At 73.6% G+C, this 23,223-nt stretch carries 25 protein-coding genes; 11 read left to right on the forward strand and 14 right to left on the reverse strand.

Annotated features, from left to right (window positions below; translation table 11 throughout):
- Window positions 1–39: 39 nt before the first annotated feature.
- Window positions 40–837, forward strand: a complete 798-nt coding sequence (locus DOO78_RS09805; protein WP_111469569.1) for an enoyl-CoA hydratase — start codon at window positions 40–42, stop codon at window positions 835–837.
- A 468-nt stretch (window positions 838–1,305) separates the two neighbouring features.
- Window positions 1,306–2,304, forward strand: a complete 999-nt coding sequence (locus tag DOO78_RS09810) for a sterol desaturase family protein (RefSeq protein WP_111469570.1) — start codon at window positions 1,306–1,308, stop codon at window positions 2,302–2,304.
- A gap of 156 nt (window positions 2,305–2,460) precedes the next feature.
- Here DOO78_RS09810 and serA read toward each other — a convergent pair whose 3' ends face one another.
- The 6 genes from serA to DOO78_RS09840 all read right to left on the reverse strand — a co-directional run bounded on the left by serA (window position 2,461) and on the right by DOO78_RS09840 (window position 8,324).
- The gene (gene serA / locus DOO78_RS09815; RefSeq protein WP_111469571.1) at window positions 2,461–4,047 is read right to left on the reverse strand and encodes a phosphoglycerate dehydrogenase; all 1,587 of its coding nucleotides are present in this window, start codon (window positions 4,045–4,047) and stop codon (window positions 2,461–2,463) included.
- The gene (locus DOO78_RS09820; protein WP_111469572.1) at window positions 4,047–5,225 is read right to left on the reverse strand and encodes a phosphoserine transaminase; all 1,179 of its coding nucleotides are present in this window, start codon (window positions 5,223–5,225) and stop codon (window positions 4,047–4,049) included. Before DOO78_RS09820 ends, serA begins: the two co-directional genes overlap by 1 nt.
- Before the next feature lie 125 nt (window positions 5,226–5,350).
- Entirely contained in the window at window positions 5,351–6,139 is a 789-nt protein-coding gene (locus DOO78_RS09825) for a DUF1217 domain-containing protein (protein WP_111469573.1), read from the reverse strand.
- Between the two features lie 287 nt (window positions 6,140–6,426).
- Window positions 6,427–7,197, reverse strand: coding sequence for an SDR family NAD(P)-dependent oxidoreductase (locus DOO78_RS09830; protein ID WP_111469574.1), 771 nt, complete (start codon window positions 7,195–7,197; stop codon window positions 6,427–6,429).
- 155 nt (window positions 7,198–7,352) lie between these two features.
- Window positions 7,353–7,766, reverse strand: a complete 414-nt coding sequence (dksA, locus tag DOO78_RS09835; RefSeq protein WP_207802855.1) for an RNA polymerase-binding protein DksA — start codon at window positions 7,764–7,766, stop codon at window positions 7,353–7,355.
- 135 nt (window positions 7,767–7,901) lie between these two features.
- Window positions 7,902–8,324, reverse strand: coding sequence for a flagellar assembly protein FliX (locus DOO78_RS09840; protein WP_165838814.1), 423 nt, complete (start codon window positions 8,322–8,324; stop codon window positions 7,902–7,904).
- Window positions 8,325–8,561: 237 nt separating this feature from the next.
- On the opposite strand from DOO78_RS09840, the gene DOO78_RS09845 reads away from it, so the two are divergent.
- The 3 genes from DOO78_RS09845 to DOO78_RS09855 all read left to right on the forward strand — a co-directional run bounded on the left by DOO78_RS09845 (window position 8,562) and on the right by DOO78_RS09855 (window position 10,504).
- A complete protein-coding gene (locus tag DOO78_RS09845; protein WP_111469577.1) occupies window positions 8,562–9,644 on the forward strand; it encodes a flagellar basal body P-ring protein FlgI in 1,083 nt (360 codons plus the stop codon).
- A 159-nt stretch (window positions 9,645–9,803) separates the two neighbouring features.
- Complete coding sequence (locus tag DOO78_RS09850; protein WP_111469578.1) at window positions 9,804–10,097, forward strand: rod-binding protein; 294 nt, start codon at window positions 9,804–9,806, stop codon at window positions 10,095–10,097.
- The gene (locus tag DOO78_RS09855) at window positions 10,094–10,504 is read left to right on the forward strand and encodes a hypothetical protein (protein WP_111469579.1); all 411 of its coding nucleotides are present in this window, start codon (window positions 10,094–10,096) and stop codon (window positions 10,502–10,504) included. The genes DOO78_RS09850 and DOO78_RS09855 overlap by 4 nt, the downstream gene beginning before the upstream one ends.
- Before the next feature lie 123 nt (window positions 10,505–10,627).
- On the opposite strand, the gene DOO78_RS09860 is transcribed toward DOO78_RS09855, so the two are convergent.
- From DOO78_RS09860 to proC, 3 genes are all read right to left on the reverse strand, one after another.
- Complete coding sequence (locus DOO78_RS09860) at window positions 10,628–11,059, reverse strand: phasin family protein (RefSeq protein ID WP_243634486.1); 432 nt, start codon at window positions 11,057–11,059, stop codon at window positions 10,628–10,630.
- A gap of 130 nt (window positions 11,060–11,189) precedes the next feature.
- On the reverse strand, window positions 11,190–11,789 hold the full coding sequence (locus tag DOO78_RS09865; protein WP_111469659.1) for a TetR family transcriptional regulator: 600 nt from the start codon (window positions 11,787–11,789) through the stop codon (window positions 11,190–11,192).
- A gap of 40 nt (window positions 11,790–11,829) precedes the next feature.
- Window positions 11,830–12,645 (reverse strand): pyrroline-5-carboxylate reductase, encoded by an 816-nt coding sequence (proC, locus tag DOO78_RS09870; protein ID WP_111469580.1) that lies wholly within the window; start codon window positions 12,643–12,645, stop codon window positions 11,830–11,832.
- A 217-nt stretch (window positions 12,646–12,862) separates the two neighbouring features.
- Here proC and ilvD point away from each other — a divergent pair, with 217 nt between their 5' ends.
- Complete coding sequence (gene ilvD / locus DOO78_RS09875; protein WP_111469581.1) at window positions 12,863–14,716, forward strand: dihydroxy-acid dehydratase; 1,854 nt, start codon at window positions 12,863–12,865, stop codon at window positions 14,714–14,716.
- Between the two features lie 52 nt (window positions 14,717–14,768).
- On the opposite strand, the gene DOO78_RS09880 is transcribed toward ilvD, so the two are convergent.
- From DOO78_RS09880 to DOO78_RS09890, 3 genes are all read right to left on the reverse strand, one after another.
- Window positions 14,769–15,059: a hypothetical protein gene (locus DOO78_RS09880; protein ID WP_111469582.1), complete on the reverse strand. Its 291-nt coding sequence runs from the start codon at window positions 15,057–15,059 to the stop codon at window positions 14,769–14,771.
- An 8-nt stretch (window positions 15,060–15,067) separates the two neighbouring features.
- Window positions 15,068–15,571 (reverse strand): type III secretion system chaperone family protein, encoded by a 504-nt coding sequence (locus DOO78_RS09885; RefSeq protein WP_111469583.1) that lies wholly within the window; start codon window positions 15,569–15,571, stop codon window positions 15,068–15,070.
- A 206-nt stretch (window positions 15,572–15,777) separates the two neighbouring features.
- The gene (locus DOO78_RS09890) at window positions 15,778–16,212 is read right to left on the reverse strand and encodes an accessory factor UbiK family protein (protein ID WP_111469584.1); all 435 of its coding nucleotides are present in this window, start codon (window positions 16,210–16,212) and stop codon (window positions 15,778–15,780) included.
- Between the two features lie 181 nt (window positions 16,213–16,393).
- On the opposite strand from DOO78_RS09890, the gene rfaD reads away from it, so the two are divergent.
- The 5 genes from rfaD to DOO78_RS09915 are packed head-to-tail and all read left to right on the forward strand — an operon-like array spanning window position 16,394 to window position 21,119.
- Window positions 16,394–17,374, forward strand: a complete 981-nt coding sequence (gene rfaD, locus DOO78_RS09895; RefSeq protein ID WP_111469585.1) for an ADP-glyceromanno-heptose 6-epimerase — start codon at window positions 16,394–16,396, stop codon at window positions 17,372–17,374.
- Window positions 17,374–18,186 carry a prolipoprotein diacylglyceryl transferase gene (gene lgt, locus DOO78_RS09900; RefSeq protein WP_111469586.1) on the forward strand — a complete coding sequence of 271 codons (813 nt, stop codon included), beginning with the start codon at window positions 17,374–17,376 and terminating at the stop codon, window positions 18,184–18,186. Before rfaD ends, lgt begins: the two co-directional genes overlap by 1 nt.
- A gap of 56 nt (window positions 18,187–18,242) precedes the next feature.
- On the forward strand, window positions 18,243–19,226 hold the full coding sequence (locus DOO78_RS09905; RefSeq protein ID WP_111469587.1) for an SAM-dependent methyltransferase: 984 nt from the start codon (window positions 18,243–18,245) through the stop codon (window positions 19,224–19,226).
- Window positions 19,223–20,008 carry a peptidoglycan editing factor PgeF gene (gene pgeF / locus DOO78_RS09910; protein ID WP_111469588.1) on the forward strand — a complete coding sequence of 262 codons (786 nt, stop codon included), beginning with the start codon at window positions 19,223–19,225 and terminating at the stop codon, window positions 20,006–20,008. The genes DOO78_RS09905 and pgeF overlap by 4 nt, the downstream gene beginning before the upstream one ends.
- 58 nt (window positions 20,009–20,066) lie before the next feature.
- The gene (locus tag DOO78_RS09915; protein WP_128080032.1) at window positions 20,067–21,119 is read left to right on the forward strand and encodes a hypothetical protein; all 1,053 of its coding nucleotides are present in this window, start codon (window positions 20,067–20,069) and stop codon (window positions 21,117–21,119) included.
- A gap of 108 nt (window positions 21,120–21,227) precedes the next feature.
- Here DOO78_RS09915 and DOO78_RS28400 read toward each other — a convergent pair whose 3' ends face one another.
- Together DOO78_RS28400 and DOO78_RS28405 are read right to left on the reverse strand one after the other, a co-directional pair.
- Entirely contained in the window at window positions 21,228–21,902 is a 675-nt protein-coding gene (locus DOO78_RS28400; protein WP_111469590.1) for a flagellar hook assembly protein FlgD, read from the reverse strand.
- Between the two features lie 12 nt (window positions 21,903–21,914).
- Window positions 21,915–22,520, reverse strand: a complete 606-nt coding sequence (locus tag DOO78_RS28405) for a flagellar hook-length control protein FliK (protein ID WP_165838815.1) — start codon at window positions 22,518–22,520, stop codon at window positions 21,915–21,917.
- Between the last annotated feature and the right edge of the window lie 703 nt (window positions 22,521–23,223).

Consider the following 23,223-nt stretch of genomic DNA (forward strand, 5'->3'; position numbering starts at 1 on the left):
GTATAGGCTGCACCAGATGCCAGGAGGGGTAGGAGACCGATGTCAGGCGACCTGATCGTGACCGAGGAGGCAGGCGTCGCCCTGCTCACCATGAACCGGCCCGACAGCCTGAACGCGCTCGGCGGCACGCTGCTGGACGAGCTGCTGGCGGCGCTGACCCGCATCGCCGGCGACATGTCGGTGGGCTGCGTGGTGCTGACCGGCGCCGGCCGGGGCTTCTCGGCCGGCGGCGACATGAAGTCGCGGGCGACCGGCGAGCGGCCGATCCTCGAGGGCACGCGGGAGCAGGCGCAGATGTCGCTCCGCGCCCGCATGGAGGCCTCGCGCCTGCTGCACGAGATGCCGAAGCCGACCATCGCCATGGTCAACGGCGTCGCCGCCGGCGCCGGCATGTCGCTCATGCTGGCCTGCGACATGCGCATCGGCGGCCGCAGCGCCCGCATGGGCACCGCCTTCGCCCGCATGGGCTTCTCCGGCGATTTCGGCGGCCACTGGTTCCTCAACAAGCTGGTCGGGCCGGCCAAGGCGCGCGAGCTCTACTTCACCGCCGAGGTGATCGACGCGGAGGAAATGTATCGCCTTGGGCTGCTCAACCGTTTGGTTGAGGACGCCTCGCTGACGGAGACGACGCTGGCGCTGGCGAGGCAGCTCGCCGCCGGCCCGCGCGTCGCCTGGCACCACATGAAGCGCAACATGCTGGTGGCCGAGACCGGCAGCCTGGCCGAGGCGCTGGATGCCGAGGCCTTCGGCATGACCCGCTGCCGCGACACCGAGGACCACAAGGAGGCGCTGCGAGCCTTCCTCGAGAAGCGGCCGCCGGTCTTCCAGGGCCGCTGAGGGCCGGATGCGCCGGCCGGATGATCGGGGCGGGAGGCGGCCGGGCGACACCCGGCCGGCGCTTCCGCCTGCGGCCATCCGGGGCTCGCGGCGTGGCCGGCGCAGGGGCTGCGAGAGAGGCGACGTGACATGGGCGGCGCCGTTACTGGCGCCCCGAATCGTGGGATCGTCTCCCACAGACATGGCTAAATCGGAAAGGGGCGCGTTTTGCGCATACCAAACTCATTACTTTCCAGCGAGCAGGTCGTTGCAGTGGAATTCCATGGATTGGAACTCTCCGTCTGATCCTTGCGCCGCAGCAATCTCATCACATTCACTAACGCTCACCAATCGCTGCACTGCGACAAATTGGCCCCCGGCCATAATCGTGGTCTAGTACCGCCTGCACACGACGCCCCTCCCCCCGGCGTAGGTGAGCGGACTTGTTACAGGGACCGACGAATGCGTATGCACCAGAGGAGCTGCTAGGTGTTTGGCGAAACGCTGGAAGCGGCAGCCAGGCATCTGCTCGCGATCGCGCCCTACGCGATCCTATTCAGCTGGGCCATGACGTTCTTCGGAGCGTATCTGGCCTATGTGACCCAGACCGAGCGCGCGGATCGTAGCTTCCGCGGCTACATGCGCTTCTGCTTTCCTGAACGGATCCTGAAGCATCCTTCGCTTCGCCTCGACATCTACTTCAATATTAGCTTCAGGATCCTGCATCCTTTCATCCTCGCTCCCCTGCTGGTGAGCAGCGCGGCCATTGCGGCGGGCAGCTACGCCCTGCTGACGATGCTGTTCGGCGAGGTCACGACCGTCTCTCCCCCCAGCCTCCTGACCTGGGCCCTGATCCTGGTCGCGCTGATGATCGCGCAGGACTTCGCCACCTTCTACGCCCACTATATTGAACATAAATTCGTATTGCTGTGGCAGTTCCATAAAACCCACCACTCGGCGGAAATCCTGATCCCGCTGACGAACCGTCGTTTCCACCCGGTGCAGACCATCATCGACAACGGCTTCAACGCCATCGCGGTCGGTGGGCTGATCGGCGTCTCGGCCTATGCCCTGGCCCTGCCGATCGTCGACTACAGCCTCCGCGGCCTCGAGGCCTACTGGCTGATCAACGCCCTCAGCTTCCATCACCTGCGCCACTCGCATATCCGCCTGGGCTATGGCTGGCTGGAGCGCTACCTGCTGAGCCCGGCGCAGCACCAGCTGCACCACAGCTCCGAGGTGCACCACTGGGACAAGAATTTCGGCCTGCTGCTGTCCTGCTGGGACCGCTGGTTCAAGACGATCGTCTACACCAACCCCACCGAGCAGTATCGGCTGGGCCTGCCGGCCGGCAGCGGCGACTTCAGCACCGTCACCGGCCTCTACATCTCGCCTTTCCGCGGCTTCGTGAAGATCCTCGGCGAGCGGATGCGGCGCCATGCGGGCCGCGCCGAGCCGGCCCCGGGACCGGCCGTTCCCGAGGGCTGAGGGCTGCCCGGCGCGCCCCGCCGCGCCGGGTCCCATCGCAGGTCCCCAATAGGAAGGGGTCCGGGACAGTGTCCCGGACCCCTTCTCTCTTCCGCCCTCGGCAGCCTGTTGCGTCGCCTGCACCTTGCCCGGCGGGTGTGCCGGGCCGGAACGACCTTAAAACCGCAGCGGCGTCGCCTGCACCACCAGCGGCAGGGACCGCACCTCGGCCAGGACCGGCTCCGGCAGCGGCGCGTCCAGGCTGACCAGGCAGATCGCGTCGCCCCCCTGGGCCGACCGGCCGAGATGGAAGGTGGCGATGTTGATGCCGGCATTCGCCAGCACCATGCCGAAGCGGCCGATGAAGCCCGGCCTGTCCTGGTTGGTGACGTAGAGCATGTCCGGGGCGAAATCCGCCTCGACAGCGATGCCCTTGATCTCCACCAGGCGCGGCCGCGCCTCGCCCACCAGCGTCCCGGCGACGCTCCGCTCATAGCCATCCGTCACCACCGTAACGCGGAGCAGGGAGGCGTAGTCGCCGCTGCGCTCATGCACCGTCTCGGCCACCTCGATCCCCCGCTCCCGGGCGACGACCGGGGCGTTGACCATGTTCACCGCGCCGAGCAGCGGGCCGAGCACGCCGGCGAGCGCCGCCGCCGTCAGCGGCCGGCGGTTCAGCTCCGCCACATGCCCCTCGTACTCGACGCGGATCGCCCGCAGCGCGCCGTCGCGCGCCTGGGTGAGCTGCCCGGCCATGCTGCCCAGCAGCCGCGCCAGCTCCATATGGGGCTTGAGGCGCGGCGCCTCCTCGGCGGTGACGGAGGGCATGTTGATGGCGTTGGAGACCGCGCCGGTCAGCAGGTAGTCGGCCATCTGGTCGGCCACCTGCAGCGCCACGTTCTCCTGCGCCTCGGCCGTCGCGGCGCCGAGATGCGGCGTGCAGACCACGTTCTCCAGCGCGAAGAGAGGGCTGTCGGTCGCCGGCTCGACCTCGAAGACGTCGAGCGCGGCGCCGGCCAGGTGGCCGGATTGCAGCGCTTCGAACAGCGCCTGCTCGTCCACCAGCCCGCCGCGGGCGCAGTTGATCAGCCGCGCCCCCCGCTTCAGCTTCGCCAGGTTCTCGCGCGAGAGGATGTTGCGGGTCTGCTCGGTCAGCGGCGCGTGCAGGGTGACGAAATCCGCCCGCTCCAGCAGCGCGTTCAGCTCCACCTTTTCGACGCCGAGCTCGAGCGCCCGCTTTTCCGAGAGGAAGGGGTCGAAGGCCACCACCTTCATCTTCAGCCCGACCGCCCGGTCGGCGACGATGGAGCCGATATTGCCGCAGCCGATCAGGCCGAGCGTCTTGCCGAAGAGCTCGACGCCCATGAAGCGGTTCTTCTCCCACTTCCCGGCCTTGGTGGAGACCGAGGCCTCCGGGATCTGCCGGGCGAGGGCGAACATCATGGCGATGGCATGCTCGGCGGTGGTGATGGCATTGCCATAGGGCGTGTTCATCACCACCACGCCGCGCGCCGTGGCGCTGGTGACGTCGACATTGTCGACGCCGATGCCGGCGCGGCCGACCACCTTCAGGTTCGGCGCGGCGTCCAGCAGCTCCCGCGTCACCTTGGTGGCGCTGCGCACCGCCAGGCCGTCGAAGGGCGCGATGATGGCGCGCAGCTCGGGGGCCGAGAGGCCCGGCCGGAACTCCACCTCCACCCCGCGCCGCTTGAAGATCTCGATCGCGGCCGGGGAGAGCTTGTCGGAGATGAGGACCTTCGGCATCACGCGGCCTCCTTCGCCACCGCGGCCTCGACCTCGGCGAAGGCCCAGTCGAGCCAGGGCAGCAGCGCCCGGATATCGCTGGTCTCGACCGTCGCGCCGCCCCAGAGGCGCAGGCCCGGGGGCGCATCGCGATAGGCCCCGGCATCGAGGGCGACGCCCTCCTTCTCCAGCAGCGCGGCGAGCCGCTTCGCCGCCGCCGCCTGCGCCGCGGCATCGAGCGCCGTGAACCAGGGCGCCACGATCTTCAGGCAGATGGAGGTGCAGGAGCGGGTCGCCGGATCCTCGGCGAGGAAATCCACCCAGGGGGTCCGCGCCACCCAATCGGCGACGGCGGCGAGATTCGCCTCGGAGCGGGCGACCAGCCCCTCCAGCCCGCCGACGCCCTCGGCCCAGCGCAGCCCGTCCAGCGCATCCTCGACCGCAAGCATGGAGGGGGTGTTGATCGTCTCCCCCTTGAAGATGCCCTCGTTCAGCCTGCCGCCCTTGGTCATGCGGAAGATTTTTGGGAGAGGCCAGGCGGGGGCGTAGCTCTCCAGCCGCGCCACGGCGCGTGGGCTGAGGGCCAGCATGCCATGCGCCGCCTCGCCGCCCAGCACCTTCTGCCAGGACCAGGTGACGACATCGAGCCGCTCCCAGGGGAGGCGCATGGCGAAGGCGGCGCTGGTCGCGTCGCAGATGGCGAGCCCCTCGCGCTCGACGGGGATGAAATCCGCATCCGGCAGGCGCACGCCGCTGGTGGTGCCGTTCCAGACGAAGACCAGGTCGCGCGTCCCATCGGCGGCGAGTGTCGGCAGCCTCCCATAGGGCGCATCGAGGATGCGGGCATCCTTGAGCTTCAGCTGCTTGAGGACATCCGTCCCCCAATCCTTGGAGAAGCTCTCCCAGGCCAGCACGTCGACGCCGCGGGCGCCGAGCAGCGACCAGAGCGCCATCTCGACCGCGCCGGTGTCCGAGGCCGGGACGATGCCGAGCCGCCAGTCGGCCGGCAGGCCGAGCACCGCCTTGCTGCGCTCGATCACCTCGGCCAGCCGGGCCTTGGGCTGCGTCGCGCGGTGGCTGCGGCCGAGCAGGGCGCCCGAGAGCGCCTCCAGCGTCCAGCCGGGACGCTTGGCGCAGGGGCCGGAGGAAAAACGGGGATTGGCCGGACGCAGGTCCGGCTTGGGGGTGGCGATTGCCATCAGATGCTCCCTTCCAGAAGCGGATGCGCCCCGGTGGGGGGGCGTGGCCCGGAGGGAGAGGTAGGACAGCGCCGGCCCGGACGCAACGCCGCCCTTGCGGGGCCCGCCCCGGCCGGCGGCGCGGCCTATCCGAACAGGGAGAGCAGGCTGCCGGTGGTGCCGTTGGTGGCGGAGGCCTGGGCCATGAGGTAGCGCTGCGCCAATTTCTGCACCTTGGCGCTGTCCTGCAGGTCGGCGAGCTTCAGCCGGCTGGTGATGGCGCGCCCCTGGGTCTCGACGGACTGGATCGCCATTTCCTGCGGCAGGCCGAGCGCGCCGGTCACCACCCGCCGCATCACCGCATTGCCGAGGATGCCGTAGACATCCTTCTGCGAGGCGGCGTTCTTGATGAAGTAGAGCGCATCCGACATGCCGGAATTCTTGTCATCGAGGCCGCGCTGGTACTGGTACTGGACATAGGCGTCCGTCAGCTTCGCCTTCACCTTCGCATCGGTCAGCCCGGCCAGCCCCTTGTTCTTCAGGTCGAGCGTCTGCGCCGCGGTCTTGAAGCGGCTGTCGATGTTGGCGAGCAGCCCCTTGGTGTCGCTGGTATCGGCGAGCAGGGCCTTCTGCACCAGGCCGGGATAATCCGCCTGGTCCTGCAAGCCGAGCGCCGGCAGCAGGACCGCCAGCACCCGTGGGTCCTTCAAGGCCGTCGTCACGTCCTTCGCCTTGGCGATCGCCGTCTCGAACTGCTTGAGGGCGGTGATGGTGACGGGGTCCTTCTTCTCCTGCGCCACCCCCTTGGTCTCGGCATCGCTCGACTGCGCAGCCTTCAGCGCGAGGATCGCCGAGGCGGCGTCCCCGGTGCTGCTGCTGGTGGTGCCGGTGCTGCCGAAGAGCGAGGAGACCAGCGAGGCGGAGAGCGTGAGCATGGACCGGCCCAGCCTGCCAGAGCAGGGCTGAAGGGCTGGTTAAGGCCCTTCCCCACGGCCGCCGCGAAGCGCCTGCCGGAACCGTCTCTGCCCGTTGCCCTGCCGCGGCAGGCTGTGACGTCGCTTGGGCAGGAGGGGACGCATGGCCACCCGCGAAGGCGCGCAGCGACGTCGTGGGGAGTTGCTAGAGCAGATCCCGATCAGATGGACTCACCTGATCGGGTGAAGATGCCCTGAAAACAGGAGCCCAGGGCGCTTCCCGTGAACCGGTGTTCAGGGGAAGCGCCCTAGTGCCAGGCGGAGCCGCCATCCACGCCGAGGGCCGAGCCGGTGACGTAGCTCGCCTCGTCGCTCGTCAGCCAGAGCACCGCCTGCGCCACCTCCTCCGCCGTGCCGAAGCGGCCGAGCGCATAGCGCGCGAGGAAGCGGCGCTCGGCCGCCGCGGCATCGGGCTGCGCGGCGATCGTCTCCTCCACCATCGGCGTCCGGATGGCGCCGGGGCAGATGGCATTCACCCGGATCCCCTCCGCCGCCAGGTCGAGGGCGAGGCAGCGCGTCAGCATCAGCAGCCCGCCCTTGGAGGCGCCATAGGCGGCGTAATGCGGCCGCGGCACCAGGCCGGCGGCGGAGGCGAGGTTGACGATGCTGGCCCCCGCCGAGCTGGCGCCCCCGGGCGACGCGGCCCGGCGCAGATGCGGCAGGGCGGCGCGGCAGACATGGAAGGGTCCGTCGAGATTGACCGCCATCACCTCCCGCCACAGCGCCGGCGTGGTCTCGGCCGGGCTGGCGACGCGGCTGATGCCGGCGGCGTTCACCACCGCATCCAGCGCCCCGAGGGCCGCGGCCGCCGCCTCCACCGCCGCCGCCGTGGCGGCCGGGTCGGCGATGTCGACCGGGATGCCCGGCACGCCGAGCTCGGCGGCCAGCGGCCCCAGCGCCGCCGCATTGCGGTCGAGCAGGACGATCCGCGCGCCCTCGCGCAGGAAAAGGCGCGCCGTGGCCAGGCCGATGCCCGAGGCCCCACCGGTGATCAACGCATGCCGCCCGGCCAGCCGCATCCTCGCCTCCTCCTTCGCCGCCGGCCGAGCATCGCGCCCGGCGGCACGGGCTGCAAAGAGGGCCAGGGAAAGGCCGGGGACGAGAAGGGCCGGAAACGACGATGGCCGGCGCGGGCGCCGGCCATCCGAAACGAAGTCTCGTCCTTGCGCCGGGGTCAGTCGTCCCGGTGCACGCGCTCCATCCGCTCGTGGCGCTCCTGCGCCTCGATCGACAGGGTGGCGATCGGCCGGGCCTCGAGCCGGCGCAGGCCGATCGGCTCGCCGGTTTCCTCGCAATAGCCGTAGGTGCCGGTCTCGATCCGCTCCAGCGCCTGGTCGATCTTGGAGATCAGCTTGCGCGCCCGGTCCCGGGTCCGGAGCTCGAGCGCCCGGTCGGTCTCGACGCTGGCGCGGTCGGTCAGGTCGGCCTCGGCGATGCCGCCGACGGAGAGGCTGGCCAGGGTCTCCCCGGCCTCCCGCAGCAGGTCCTGGCGCCAGCGCAGCAGCTTCTGGCGGAAATAGGCCTGCTGCTGGGCGCTCATGAACTCTTCGTCATCGTGCGGACGGTAATCGGGCGGCAGCGTGATCAACATCGTCTGGACGACCCCATTGCGGCCGGAGCCCGGGCCTGGACGCCCTACCCCGAAGTTGGCCGGACCATACATGCCCAGCCAACTGAAAGCCAAGGGGTTCCTCAGCCGCAAATCGCTGATACGAGCGGCTTTTCATGCGGTTGACACGGAGCCGTTCCAGCCGCGCCGGGCCAACTCCACCCTGGCGCGCAGGACGATGGCCTGGACCGCCTGTCGCAGGATGGGGTCGGCGCCCTCCTCTCCTGATTGCAGGGCGGCGAGCCGTTCCAGCCGCCCAGGATCGCCGTCGCCGCGCAGCAGGTCGCGTTGCAGCGCCTGCAACTCTTGCAGGATCGATTCAGCCCGGCGATGCGCCGAGCGGTCCCGCGCCGGTGCGTCGCCCTCCTCCTGCAGGGCGAGCAGCCCGAGCCCCACCGACAGGGCGGCGCCCGCCGCCTCCGGCCCCGCCGCCGCCTCGCTCCCCCTCCGGCCAACCGCGAAGCCGGAGGCCCCCCGCCCGCCGGCCCGCCCGGGCCGCGCGGCCCCGCCTGCCGTCACTCCGCCGATTCCGCGCATCCCGCCCTCCTGGCCCGCGCCATTCCTGCCCATCAGGGGCAAACTTCTCCGCCCGGCCCGGCAAAGCCTGCCCGGCACCCCCTGGCCCAGCCTGGCACGCCGGTTGCCCTGTCCCCGCCGAGCCTCCGATCCGGCGATCCTCGCCGGCCGCGGAGACCCGAAGCCCGGGGGTGGAGAAGCAGCGTGGCCAAAATTGCTTTCGCAAGGGCGAAGACCGCCTGGGCGCTGGCGGCCACAATGGCGCTGCTGCTCCTCCTCCCGGCGCCTCCGGCCGCCGCCCAGCCGGTCCGCATCAAGGACATCGCCGATGTCGAGGGCGTGCGGGACAACCAGCTCGTCGGCTACGGCCTCGTGGTCGGCCTCGCCGGCACCGGCGACCGGCTGCGCACCGCCATCTTCACCCGCCAGACCCTGATCGGCATGCTCGAGCGGCTCGGCGTCAACACGCGGGACAACGAGGCCAAGCTCGAGACCAAGAACGTCGCCGCGGTCATGGTCACCGCCAACCTGCCGGCCTTCGCCCGGCCGGGCAGCCGCATCGACATCGCCGTCTCGGCGCTCGGCGACGCCACCAACCTGCAGGGCGGCACGCTGCTGGTCACGCCGCTGCTCGGCGCCGATGGCGAGGTCTATGCCGTCGCCCAGGGCGCGGTGGCGACCGGCGCGGTCTCCGCCCGCGGCGCCGGCGCCAGCGTCCAGCGCGGCGTGCCGACCAGCGCCCGCATCGCCTCCGGCGCCATCGTCGAGCGCGAGATCCCCTATGCGCTGGCCGGCCGCAACAGCCTGCGCTTGGCGCTGCGCAACCCCGACCTCACCACGGCGCGGCGGATCGCCGCCGCGGTCAACCGGGCGACCGGCGGCAGCCTCGCCACCGCGACCGATCCGCGCACCGTGGCCCTCAACCTCGCCGGCCGCGACCCGCTCGCCCTGCTCGGCGAGATCGAGCAGCTTCGCGTCGAGCCGGACCAGGTGGCGCGCGTCGTCATCGAGGAGGCGAGCGGCACCATCGTCATGGGCGCCAATGTCCGGGTTTCGACCGTCGCGGTGGCGCAGGGGAACCTCACCATCCGCATCACCGAGACGCCGCAGGTGAGCCAGCCGGCGCCGCTCTCGAACGGCCAGACCACGGTGGTGCCGCGCACCAATATCGAGGTGGACGACCAGGCGGAGCGCCGGGTCGGCACGCTCGGCGGCGGCGTCACCCTGCAGGAGCTGGTGCGCGGGCTGAACGCCCTCGGCGTCGGGCCGCGCGACCTGATCTCCATCCTGCAGGCGGTGAAGGCCGCCGGCGCGCTGCAGGCCGAGATGGAGCTGCGGTGATGCGGAACCTGCAGCGCCATGACCGAGGCTTCGCCCGGCGCCGCCGGGCTACGCGGCAGGCCGAGATGGAGCTGCGGTGATGCGGAGCCTGCAGCGCCATGACCCAGGCTTCGCCCGGCGCCGCCGGGCTACGCGGCAGGCCGGGATGGAGCTGCGGTGATGCGCGCCCTCACCCCCGCCGAGCTGGCTGCCGCCCCTGCGAAGCTGCGCCAGGCGGCGCAGGATTTCGAAAGCCACGCCTTCGCCCAGTTGCTGCAACCGCTCTTCGCCAGCGCCGAGCCCAGCCGCGGCGCCTTCGGCGGCGGCGCGGCGGAGGCGCAATGGCGGCCGATGCTGGTCGATGCCGTCGCCAGGCAGGCGGTGCGCAGCGGCCATGGCCTCGGCATCGCCGATGCGGTGCTGCGCGAGCTGCTGCAACGCCAGGCCGATTCCCGCCAGGAGACCACGCCATGAGCCTGATGATCGAAGCCCTGATCGCCGCCGGCCAGCGCCTCGCCGAGGCGCTGCGGGCGGAGAACGAGGCGCTCGCCGCGCTCGACCTGCCGCGCGCCGCCGGCCTCGCCACCGCCAAGACGCAGGCGACGGATGCCTTCGCCGCCGCCTTCGCCGCCGCGGCGCGGACCGGCAGCACGGCGGCCGGCGACTCGCGGCGGGACGCGGCCGCGATGACCGACCGGCTGCAGCATCTGGGCGCGGAGAATCGGCGCCTGTTGCAGCGCGCCATCGCCATCCAGTCGCAGGTGATCGAGACCATCGCCGGCGCCGCCCTGCCGCGCTCGGCGGCGCCGGGCTATGGCGCGGCCGGGCGGCCGCTGGCGGCGCGGCAGGCGCCGCCGCTCGCCATGGCGACGCGCGCCTGAGCGCGCGCCGCCCGCCAAATCCGCGGACCGGCCGTCCTGGCCGGTCCGAGGCCCCGCATGGGTCCCGCGGCTGACGCCGCGACGCCCGGCGAACCGGAGGTTCGCGCCCGGCGCCCGGGCCTGTCAGCCCTTCTTGGCCATCAGGACCTTCACCTCGTCCATGGCCTCGGTGAAGCGCTTGTTGAGCAGGGCGAGCGCCTCCTGGTTCGACTTCTGGATCAGGTCGGCCACTTCCTTCATGTTGGCGACCGCCTTCTCATAGGCCGCCTTCAGCATCTCGGCCTGGCGCGCCGCCTTGGCCTGCGGCGATTCCTGCGTGCCGAGCGCCTTCATCGCCTCGGTCATCTCGGTCATCGAGGACTGCAGGATCTCCATGTGCCGCCGCGCCACCGCCTGCGCGCCCTCGAGCGCCACGCGGTTGGCGGCGGAGAGGGCCTCGAGGTTGCGGCGCTGGGCGGCGGCGAGCGCCTCCACATCCGGCATGCCAGGCAGGCGAAACTCGGAAAGCATGCGCATCAGGTCGGTCGCGGGCTTCTGGCCGCTGGTCTCTGACATGTCGTCCTCCGCCGTGGTACCGGGCGCCGCATGACACCGGCGCCCGAAGCCTAAAACGGATAAGGGCGGGGCGGGATCGCGAAGGGTGGTAAATCCGCCCCGGCAACAAGTCGCCGCGCCGCCGCGGCCCTCAGCCCGTCGCCAGGTCGCCCGGGTCGAGGCGCAGCGTCCGCGCCACCTGCTCGGCCCGGTCCAGCGCCCGGTCGAGCGCCGCCATGGTCGCGCCGAGATCGGCCGAGCCGTCGCGCTGCCAGGCCCGCAGCGTCGCCAGCCAGACCCCGACCAGCCCCTGCACCCGGAGCGCCCCGGACAGGCCGTGCGATTCGAGCTCGGCCGCCTGCAGCAGCCGCGCCATGGAGCGCGGCAGCCCCGCCAGCAGGCAGAGGCCGAGGGCGGGATCGCCCCGCAGATCCGCCAGGAAGCGCAGCAGCCCGGCGCGGTGGGGCTGCATGGCGTCGATCCGCCGCATCAGCACGTCGAAGACGCGGTCGCGCGGCGTGCCGCCCTGGCCGGGGACGGTGCCGCTCGCCACAGCCTCGTCGAGCAGACGCGCCTGCAGCGCCAGCAGGTCGCGCGGCCCGTCGGGGGCGCGGGCGCGGATCGCCGCCGGGGCGAGGCCGGTGGCGGTGGCCAGGCGGCGCAGCGTCACCCCCTGCCAGCCATGGGCCGCCACCACCTGCCAGAGGCCGGTGACGAGGCGGGAGTCGGTCGGGTCGGGGAGGTCGCTCATGCCGGCAAGGTGGGGGATCGGCGCCAGCCCCGCCAAGGGGTCATCCGGCGAGTTCGCGCGAGCGTTCCGTCGCCGCGGCGATGGCGCGCGACAGGGCGGCCGGCCAGGCCTCGGGCGCCATCAGCACGGCGAGCGCCCGCTCGGTCGTGCCCTTCGGGCTGGTGACGTTGATCCGAAGCTGGGCGCTGCTCTCCGCGCTCGCCGCCAGCAGGGCGCCGGAGCCGGCGACGGTCGCCCGCGCCATGCGGCGGGCGAGATCGGCCGGCAGCCCCTGCTCCACCGCCGCCTTCTCCAGCAGCTCGGCCAGCAGGAAGACATAGGCCGGGCCGCCGCCGGAGACGGCGGTGACCGGGTCGATCAGCCCCTCCTCCTCCACCCAGGCGACCTCGCCGATGGCGCCGAGCAGCCGGTCGGCCAGCGCCCGCTGCGCCGCGGTCACGCCAGGCCCCGGGCAGGCGACGGTGAAGCCCTGCCGCACCGCGGCCGGGGTGTTCGGCATGGCGCGGATCACCGCCGCCTCGCCGCCGAGGGCGGCCCGCATGCCGCCGATGGCGCGTCCGGCCATGATCGAGAGGAAGACGGTCTCCGGCCCCGCCAGCCGGGCGAAGGCGGGCAGGGTCGCCGCCGCCTCCTGCGGCTTGATCGCCAGCACCACGGCGCCGGGCCGGAAGCCGGCAGGGATCGAGGCCGGGTCCGGCACCCGCGTCACCCGGCCGGCGAAACCCGCGACGGCCGCGGCATGCGGCTCGACCACCACCGCCTCGTCGAGGCCGCGCTCCAGCCAGCCGGCGAGCATGGCGCCGCCCATCTTGCCGCAGCCGACGAGGAGAAGGGGGGGCAGGGATGTCTCGGTCATGCGCGGACCCTCGCCCGGCGGCGGCCGCGGCGCAATGGGCGGCGCGGCGGGACGCGCCCGGCAGGGTCCGAAGGCCCCCGGGGAGGCGCATGGACGCCGCCTGCGGCAGGGGCTAGAGCAGCCGCCGCCCCGGCGCCGCGCCCGGGCAAGGACATGCCGTCCCCGGCCGGCCGCGCTCCCGGACCGGGCCCAGGCAGGACCCAAGGACCGCCGCGCAATGCCCGCATACCGCTCCCGCACCACCACCCATGGCCGCAACATGGCCGGCGCCCGCGGCCTCTGGCGCGCGACGGGGATGAAGGACGGCGATTTCGGCAAGCCGATCATCGCCATCGCCAATTCCTTCACCCAGTTCGTCCCCGGCCATGTCCATCTGAAGGACCTTGGCCAGCTGGTGGCGCGGGAGATCGAGAAGGCCGGCGGCGTCGCCAAGGAGTTCAACACCATCGCGGTGGATGACGGCATCGCCATGGGGCATGACGGCATGCTCTACAGCCTGCCCTCGCGCGAGCTGATCGCCGATGCCGTGGAATACATGGTCAATGCGCATTGCGCCGATGCGCTGGTCTGCATCTCCAATTGCGACAAGATCACCCCGGGCATGCTGATGGCCGCGATGCGGCTCAACATCCCGACCGTCTTCGTCTCCGGCGGGCCGATGGAGGCCGGCAAGGTCGTGCATCGCGGCCAGAAGCGCAGCGTCGACCTGATCGACGCCATGATCACCGCCGCCGACAGCAGCGTCACCGATGCCGAGGTGCAGGTGATCGAGCGCTCGGCCTGCCCGACCTGCGGCTCCTGCTCCGGCATGTTCACCGCCAATTCGATGAACTGCCTGACCGAGGCGCTCGGCCTCGCCCTGCCGGGCAACGGCACCGTGGTGGCGACGCATGCCGACCGCGAGCGGCTGTTCCTCGAGGCCGGGCGGCGCATCGTCGAGATCACCCGCCGGCATTACGAGACGGACGACGCCTCCGTCCTGCCGCGCTCCATCGCGACCGTCGCGGCCTTCGAGAATGCGATGACGCTCGACATCGCCATGGGCGGCTCGACCAACACGGTGCTGCACCTGCTGGCGGCGGCGCAGGAGGGCGAGGTGCCCTTCGCCATGGCCGATATCGACCGCCTCTCGCGCCGCGTGCCGGTGCTCTGCAAGGTCGCGCCCTCGGTGCAGAACGTGCATGTCGAGGATGTCCACCATGCCGGCGGCATCATGGGCATCCTGGGCGAGCTCGACCGCGCCGGGCTGATCGACACCTCGGTCTCCCGCATCGACGCCCCGAGCCTGGCCGAGGCGCTGGCGGAATGGGATGTCCGCCGCAACCCGACCGAGGCGGTGCAGCGCTTCTTCCGCGCCGCGCCCGGCGGCATCCCGACCACCGTCGCCTTCAGCCAGGCGGCGCGCTGGGAGAGCCTCGACCTCGACCGCGCCCAGGGCGTGATCCGCGACATGGAGCACGCCTTCTCGAAGGATGGCGGCCTCGCCGTGCTCTACGGCAACCTCGCCGAGGAGGGCTGCATCGTGAAGACCGCCGGGGTGGATGCCTCCATCCTGGTCTTCGCCGGCCCGGCCCGCGTCTTCGAGAGCCAGGAGGCGGCGGTCGAGGGCATCCTCGGCGGCAAGGTGCAGGCGGGCGACGTGGTGCTGGTGCGCTACGAGGGGCCGAAGGGCGGCCCGGGCATGCAGGAGATGCTCTACCCGACCAGCTACCTGAAGTCGGTCGGGCTCGGGAAGGCCTGCGCCCTGGTCACCGACGGACGCTTCTCCGGCGGCTCCTCCGGCCTGTCGATCGGCCATCTCTCGCCGGAAGCGGCGGAGGGCGGGCTGGTCGGGCTGGTCGAGGAGGGCGACCGGATCGAGATCGACATCCCCGGCCGCCGCATCCACCTCGCCGTGGCGGATGAGGAGCTGGCCCGGCGCCGGGCGGCGATGGAGGCGCGCGGCGCCGAGGCCTGGCAGCCGCTCGGCCGCAACCGCGTGGTCTCGACCGCCCTCAAGGCCTATGCGGCGCTCACCACCAGCGCCGCGCGCGGCGCGGTGCGCGATGTGGGGCAGCTGCGGCGGCGCTGAGCCGCCAAGCCGATACCGGGGAGGGCCGCCGGCCCCTCCCCGCCCCGGCGGCTCAGCGCCGCCGGTCGGTCCCGGGCAGCCGCGACGGGGCGAGGCCCATCAGCGCCAGCCAGGGGGCCCAGGCCGCCTCGGCACAGCGCGCCCAGAACTGCATCGGGGCGAGCATCGGGTTGGAGGCCTCCAGCAGCCGCGCCCAGGCCTCGAAGCCCTGCGGGGCGGTGAGGCTGACGGCGATCTGCTCGGCCCCCGCCGCGCCGGTGGCGCGGCGGTGCCGGATCTCCAGTTCCAGCCCGCCCGGCAGGCGGCCCACGGCCCGCATCTCCTCGGGGGGCTGATCCTGCATGGGCCGGCTCAGGCCTCGCCGACGCAGTCGAGCATCGCCGCCTGCAGCGCATCCCCCGGCGCCTTGCCGCCCCAGAGGACGAACTGGAAGGCCGGGAAGAAGCGCTCGCATTCGGTGATGGCGATGTCGACCATGTCCTCCAGCGATTCGGCCGAGGCGCTGGGCGCCCCGCGCAGCAGGACGGAGTGGCGGAAGACCGGCACCCCCTCCTCCGACTCGAGGCCGAAATGGCCGATCCAGAGCTTCTCGTTGGCCAGGGCGAGCAGCTCGAACAGCTTCGCCCGCCCCTCGGGCGGCACCTTCATGTCGAAGGCGCAGGAGAAGTGCATGGCGCTGATCTCCGGCGACCAGGAGAAGAACAGCCCGTAATCGCACCACTTGCCCGGAGCCTCGGCCGCCATCTCGCCATCCGAGCGGCGCTCGAAGGCCCACTCATTGGCGGTGACGATCTGCTCAAGCACGTCGAGGGGGTTGGTCGCACGCTCGCGCACGCGGGCCTGAAGACCGGACATCGCGGCACCTCCTCTGTCGTTGGCGGAATGGCGTCCCCGCCACCCAGATCCCGGTATACCGAGTCTGGGGTGAATCGGGCGGCAGCGACCACCACCTATAGACTACGCGGGTGCAAAACGCCGTCGCAAGGGCGGGGATGCATCCAAACGTTTCACAATGCGCCCCGGCCCCCGATCCGGGGCCGGGACGGCATGGCGCGGTCGGCTCAATCCGGCCGCGGCGGCTCGCCCAGGCCGGAGGGCGAGGCCTCGGTGCGCTCCTCGGCCGGCACCGCCGCCGCGGGGCTGGCCGCGGCCGGCGCTGGGGCCGGCGGCGGCGCGCTCGCCGCGGGCGGGACCACCGGGGCCGGCGCGCCGGCCGCGGCCGGCGGCGAGGCCATGCCGGCCAGGCGCGCCTCGAGCGCCGCGACCCGGGCCTCCAGCGTCTCCGCCGCCTCGCGCGCCCGCCGGGCGAGCTCCATGGCCGCGTCGAGATCCTCCCGCTTCACCAGGTCGAGCCGCTGCACCATGGCGTCGACCTGCGCCCGGGCCGCCGCCTCCACCTCGCCCCGCACCCCGGCCAGGGCGGAGAAGGCACCGCCCGCCACCCCGGCCAGGTCGTCCAGAAGCCCGCCGCGCCGGCGGCCACCCGTCTCGCTCATCGCTCTCTCCTCATCCATGGGCCCCGTCGGCCCGCCGCCCTTCACAGGTCGCGCACTCGCGCCCTATACCCCGCGGCGCGACCCGGCGCCCGACCCAGGGCAGCGCCGGCGGGCCGGGACCAACCCTCCCGGACCGTGCCTCTCAGGTCATGCCTCTCGGGGGCCAAGCGGGGATCACGCCATGTATCTGGTCACCGGCGGGGCCGGTTTCATCGGCTCCAACCTCGTCGCCGCCCTCGCGGCGCGGGGCGAGGAGGTGATGGTGATCGACCGCCTCGGCAGCGGCGACAAGTGGCGCAACCTCGCCAAGCACCGCATCGCCGGCCTGCTGCCGCCGGAGGCGCTGGAGGCGTTCTGGGCCGCGGCGCCGCCGCTCCGGGCGGTGCTGCACATGGGCGCCATCAGCGCCACCACCGAGACGGATGGCGACCTCGTCGCCGCCACCAACCTCACCCTGCCGCTGCGGCTCTGGTCGCTCTGCGCCGAGCGGGGGGTGCCGCTGATCTACGCCTCCTCGGCCGCCACCTATGGCGACGGCGCCCTCGGCTTCGAGGACGACGCGGCGCCGGAGGCCCTGGCCAGGCTGCGGCCGCTCAACCTCTATGGCTGGTCGAAGCTCGCCTTCGACCGGCGGGTCGCCGACCTGCTGGCGCGCGGCGCGCCGCGCCCGCCGCAATGGGCGGGGCTGCGCTTCTTCAACGTCTATGGCCCGAACGAGGCGCATAAGGGCCGCATGGCCAGCGTGCTGTTCCACAAGTACCAGCAGGTGATGCGGGGCGAGGCGGCGACGCTGTTCCGCTCCGACCGCCCCGACATCGCCGATGGCCAGCAGATGCGCGACTTCGTGCATGTGGACGACTGCGTCGCGGTGATGCTCTGGCTGCTCGACAATCCAGCGGTCTCGGGCCTGTTCAATGTCGGCTCCGGCCGGGCGCGCAGCTTCCTCGACCTGGTGCGGGCGATGTTCGAGGCGCTCGGCCGGGCGCCCGAGATCCGCTTCGTCGACATGCCGGCCGATCTCCGCGGCAAGTACCAGTACTTCACCGAGGCCCCGCTGGAGCGGCTGCGCGCCGCCGGCTTCAACGCCCAGACCACGCCGCTCGAGGAGGGGGTGCGCCGCACGGTGCAGGATTTCCTCGCGGCCGAGGACCCCTACCGCTGATGCTCCTCGCCCTCCCCTTCCCGGTCATCGACCCGGTGCTGGTGCAGATCGGGCCGCTCGCGATCCGCTGGTACGCCCTCGCCTACATCACCGGCATCGTGCTGGGCTGGATCCTGGCGCGGCGGCTCTGCGCCCTGGCGCCGGTGGCGGCGACGCGCCAGCAGGTGGACGACTTCGTCACCTGGGCGACGCTCGGCGTCATCCTCGGCGGCCGGCTCGGCTATGTGCTGTTCTACCGGCTCGACCACTACCTGGCGCATCCGCTGGATATCCTGCAGGTCTGGCAGGGGGGGATGAGCTTCCATGGCGGGGCGCTCGGCGTCATCCTGGCGCTGATCCTGTTCTGCCGGCAGCAGCGGCTCGACCTGCTCGCCTTCGCCGACCGGGTGACCGCGGTGGTGCCGATCGGCCTGTTCTTCGGGCGGCTGGCGAATTTCGTGAATGGCGAGCTCTGGGGCCGGGTGACGGACATGCCCTGGGGCATGGTCTTCCCGACCGGCGGGCCGCTGCCGCGGCATCCGAGCCAGCTCTATCAGGCGGGGATGGAGGGGCTGTTGCTCTTCGCCCTCCTGCAATTCCTGGTCTGGCGCCCCGCCATCCGGGCCCGGCGCGGCTTCACCGCCGGCGCCTTCCTCGCCGGCTACGGCGTGGCCCGCCTCATCGGCGAGCTGTTCCGCCAGCCCGATGCCTTCCTCGGCTTCCTCTTCGCCGGGGCGACGATGGGCCAGTTGCTCAGCCTGCCGATGATCCTGGCCGGGCTCTGGCTGATGGCGCGGGCGCGGCCGGCGCCCGCGCCGCGGGTGGCGGCCTGAGCGGCGCCCCCGCCGGGGCCGGGGAGGCAGCGGCCCCGGAGCGGCTGGACCGCTTCATGGCGCGTGCCGTCGCCGCCTATTACGCCACCCGCGACCCCTTCGGCCGCGGCGGCGACTTCATCACCGCGCCCGAGATCTCGCAGGCCTTCGGCGAGGTGCTCGGCCTCTGGGCGGCCGTCACCTGGCAGCAGATGGGAGCGCCCGACCCGGTGCTGCTGGTCGAGCTCGGCCCCGGCCGCGGCACGCTGATGCAGGATGCGCTGCGCGCCGCCGCCATGGTCCCCGGCTTCCGCGCCGCGCTCAGGCTGCATCTCGTCGAGGCGTCGCCGGCGCTGCGCGAGGCGCAGCGGCAGCGCCTCGGCGCGGCCGTCGCCGCCTGGCACGCCGATGCCGCCAGCCTGCCCGCCGGCCCGGCGATCCTCCTCGCCAACGAGTTCTTCGACGCCCTGCCGATCCGGCAATTCATCCGCCGCGGCGAGGCCTGGCGGGAGCGCTACGTGGCCGAGGGCCGTTTCGTCGAACGGCCGGCGGAGGCGGCTTGGCCCGGCCTGCCCGACGCGGCGCCGGAGGGCGCGGTCGCGGAATGGGCGGAGGCGGGCGAGGCGCTGGCCGCCGCCCTCGCCGCCCGGCTGCGCGACCAGGGCGGCGCGCTGCTCGCCCTCGACTACGGCCCGGCCGAACCGGGCCTCGGCGACAGCCTGCAGGCCATGACAGGGCACGGCCGGGCCGATCCGCTGGCGCCGCCCGGCACCGTGGACGTGACGGCGCATGTGCCCTTCGCCGCGCTCGCCGCCGCCGGCAAGCGGGCCGGCGCCGCGGCGCATGGGCCGCTGCCCATGGGCCTGTTCCTGCAACGCCTCGGCCTGGCGCAGCGGGCCGCCATCCTCGCCCGCGCCGCCGGCGGGCAGCGGGGCGCGGCGGGCCGGATCCTCTCCGGCGCCGAGCGGCTGCTGGCGCCCGAGGGCATGGGACGCTTGTTCAAATCCCTCTGCCTGTGCCATCCCGGCCTCCCCATCCCACCGGGCTTCGAATCCCCATGACCGATGCCGAGTATCTGACGACACCCGCCCTCGGCGCGGTGACGGGCCTTCGCCACGGCTTCTTCACCCGCCGCGGCGGCGTCTCGGAGGGACCCTGGGCGGCGCTGAACTGCTCCCTCTCCGGCCAGGACGACCGCGCCCGGGTGCGGGAGAACCGCCGCCGCGCCGCCGGCGCCCTCGGGCTGGAGGGCGCGGCGCTGCATGGGCTGACCCAGGTGCATGGCATCGCCGTCGCCGAGGTGGATGCGGCGGGCTGGCGCGAGGGCGAGGGTCCCGCGGCCGATGCCCTGGTCACCCGGCGCCCCGGCATCGGCCTCGGCATCGTCACCGCCGATTGCGCCCCGGTGCTCTTCGCCGATCCGGCGGCGGGCGTGATCGGCGCGGCGCATGCCGGCTGGCGCGGCGCCGTCGCCGGGGTGCTGGAGGCAACGCTCGAGGCCATGGAGCGCCTCGGCGCCGCCCGGGCGCGGGTGGTGGCGGCCGTCGGCCCCTGCATCGGACAGGCGAGCTACGAGGTCGGCCCCGAGCTGCGCGCGGCGGTGCTGGCGCGCGACCCGGCGGATGCCCGCTTCCTGGCGCCGGGCCGGCGCGAGGATCGCTGGCAATTCGACCTCCCCGGCTACTGCGCCCATCGCCTCGCCGCGGCCGGCGTCGCGCTGGCCGAGGCGGCGGGGGTGGATACCCTGGCCGAGGAGGCGCGCTTCTTCAGCCATCGGCGGCGGACGCTGGCCGGCGGCGGGCCGATCGGCCACCAGCTCTCCGCCATCGCCCTCGCCCCCTGACCGATGCCCTATCTGATCCAGTTCATGATGCTGACGCTGCTGACCATGCTGGTGGCCTGTGTCTTCCTCTAGGGCACGGCGCCCCGCACCGCGGCATCGGCGGCGATGGGGCCTCGGCCTCGCCGCCCTCGCCCTGCCCGCCCTCCTCGCCGCCTGCGGCGATCTGCCGCAGCCTTTCCGCGGCCGGCCGGGGGCGCAGGCGCAGGTGCTCGCCATCCCGCTCGCCCTGCGCCTCGCCGTGCCGCCGCCGCCGCAGGCGCTGCTGAGCAACGAGCAGGCGGGCGCCTTCGCCGAGGCCGTCACCAAGGCCTTGCAGGCGCAGGACGTGCCGGCGGTGGCGACCTCCACCCCCCTGCCGCTCGACTGGCTGGTCGAGGTGACGGCGGAGAACCAGGGCCGGACGGTGCGGCCGCGCTTCCGGCTGCTCGATGCCGACCGCAAGCCGCAGGCGGCGACGGAGGGCCAGACGGTGCCGCTGCGGGACTGGGCCAATGCCGATCGCGCGCTCTTCGAGCGCATCGCGCAGGAGACGGCGCCGAAGCTGACCCAGATGCTGCTGCAGATCGAGGCCGGGCGGAAATCGACCGACCCGCAGAGCCTCACCGCCGGCCCGCCACGCCTCTACATGCTCGGCGTGCAGGGCGCGCCGGGCGACGGCAACGCCACCCTCGCGGCGCGGATGCGCGAGCAGCTCGGCCATCAGGGCTTCGTCGTCCAGGACACGGCCGAGGGCGCCGGCTACGGGCTGCAGGCGGATGTCGCCGTGGTGCCGGCCGGGCCGCCGGGGGTGGAGCGGGTGGAGATCCAGTGGATCGTCAGCCGCCGCGACGGCCAGGAGCTCGGCCGGGTGGTGCAGATGAACGAGCTGCCGGCCGGACGGCTGAACCGGCTCTGGGGCGACATCGCCTATGTGGCGGCGAACGAGGCGGCGGGCGGGGTGAAGACCGTGGTCTCCAACGCCCTGCAGGCCCCCCCCACCACCAGCGATGCGCCGCCGCTCGCGGCGCCGCCCTCGACGCCGGCCGCCGCGCCGGCCCCGGCCAGGCCCGCCCCGGCCCCGCCGCAGGCCGCCGATCTCGGCGGCCCGCCCGCGCTGCCGGGCTTCCGGTAGGACGCAGCGCCCGGCTCATGCCAGGCGCGCGCAGGGTTCACGGTCGCGCGGCGCCCATCCGGGCGCTCGGCCCCGCGGGCCGCGGGTTGGTATATCGTGCACGACCCATCATTCGCCCCCGACGCTCCGCACCGCGTCGAAGCCGACGGTGAGGCCGCCCAGCACCAGCTTCAGGTCGCCGCCGGACTGCCGCTCCGCCGCCGTCGCCCGGGCCAGCACGGTGGCGCTCACCGCCTGCGAGGCGCCGGTCGCGTCGTAGCCGGCGACGCTATAAGCATAGGCGCCGTCGGCGAGCGTGTTGCCGTTGCCGTCGCGGCCATCCCATTGCCACTCGGTCGCGTTGCTGCCGAGCGTGACATCCTGCGTCCGCAGCGTCCGGCCATTGGCATCGGTGACGGTGACGATCGCCCCCGTCGCCGCCCCCGCGGCCGGCAGGCGCAGCCGGCCGACGCCGTCCTGCAGGGCGAGCTTGTCGCTCTCCACCTCCACCTGCTTGCCCATCAGCGGCGCCGCGGCGGTGAGCTGCGCCGCCTGCTGCAGGGAGATCAGCTTCTCCAGGTTGCCGTTCATGCTGATCTGCTGCTCGACCGCGGCGAATTGCACGAGCTGGTTGGTCATCTCGCTCGTGTCCATGGCCTTGGTCGGGTCCTGGTTCTTCAACTGCGTCGTCAGCAACGTCAGGAAGGTGTCGAAATTCGCCCCGAGGCTGGTGGCGGCGGCGCCGGCCTTGCTGCCGGTGCCGGCCGATTGGCTGCTGCTGGTGCCGGAGATGGCGCTGGTCATGGCGGGCTCCTGTCAGACGGCGATGTCGAGAAGGGTGAGGGAGAGCGGGCGCGGCGCGGCGCCGGCCGCGGGCATGGGGGCGTCCGGGCCGGCATCCGGCGCCGCCTGGGCCTGGCCGCCGGAGGGGCGCCGCTCCTCGCCGCGCCCGCCGGCGGAGGCATCGCCGCCGGCGAGGTCGAAGCGCAGGCCGCCCTCGGCGAGGGTGATCCCGGCCTGGCCGAGCGCCCGGTCGAGCTCACGGGCATCCCGTTGCAGCAGGGCAAGGGTCTCCGGCCGTTCCGCCACGACCTGGATGGCGGCGGCCTCGCTGCCCGCCTCGCGGGCGATGCGGATCTCGACCCGTCCCAGCGCCTCCGGATCGAGGGCGACCGTCAGGCTCGGCCTCGTCCCCGGCCCGAGGGCCAGCGCCACGGCGACCGGGGCGAGTTGCCGCACGGGCGGCAGGGCCGGGCGCGGCTGGGCGGCCACCGGGGCCGCGGCCTCGGCCGGCGCGGCCGTCGGCGCCGGCCCGGCCGGGGCGAAGGCCGCGTCCGGGACGGGCTGGGCCGTGGCAGGGCTGGGGGCGGGATGCGAGGGCGTGCCGGCCGGCCGCTCGCGGGTCTCCACCCCGTCCGACACGGGATGCGGCGGGATCGCCGCCTCGGCCGGCGCGGGCGCGGGCGCCTCCGCCGCCGTGGGGGCGTCCGCCGCCGCGGCCGGCCGGGGCGCGGCGGCGCGGCCGGCAGCCGGGTCGCCGGCAGGGCCGCGCCCTGGCTGCGGCTTTGCCGCCGGGCCGGCGCCGGCTGGGATGGGGCTGGCGGCGGCCGGGGCTGGGCCGGCGATGGCCGGGGAAGCAGCCTTGGCCGGGGCGGGCTGCGCCGGCCACGGGAGGAGGGGCGGCGCGACCGCCGCGGCATCGCCCGGCAAGGCGGCGGCCGGCAGGGAGGCAGCCGGAAGGGAGGGGGCGGCGGGTCCGGCTGGCGCCGGCGCCAGGCTCGGGCCTGGATCCGGGCCGGCGGCCGGCGCGGCTGCCATCCGCGCCGACGCGGCTGCCGGCGGCCCCATCGACGTGCCCCCTGCGGGCCCCGCCTCGGTCGGCGTCGTCCCCTCGGGCAAGGGCATGCCCTGCCCCATGGCCACAGCCGGCGGCGGGCGGGCCACCGCCCCCGCCCCTGCCCCCGCCCCCGCCACCGCCCCCGGCGGCCCGGTGATCGCGGGCCCAGCCCCCGCCACCCCCACCGCCGGATCGCCGCCGGCGGCCGGGACGGCCGGCAAGGCGGGCAGCGCCGATGGCACCAAGGCCGGCGGGGCGGGCGGGACCGGCAGGCCGGTCGCCAGGGCC

Source organism: Roseicella frigidaeris (genome assembly GCF_003258945.1).
In the GTDB taxonomy this organism is placed as follows: Bacteria; Pseudomonadota; Alphaproteobacteria; order Acetobacterales; family Acetobacteraceae; genus Paracraurococcus; species Paracraurococcus frigidaeris.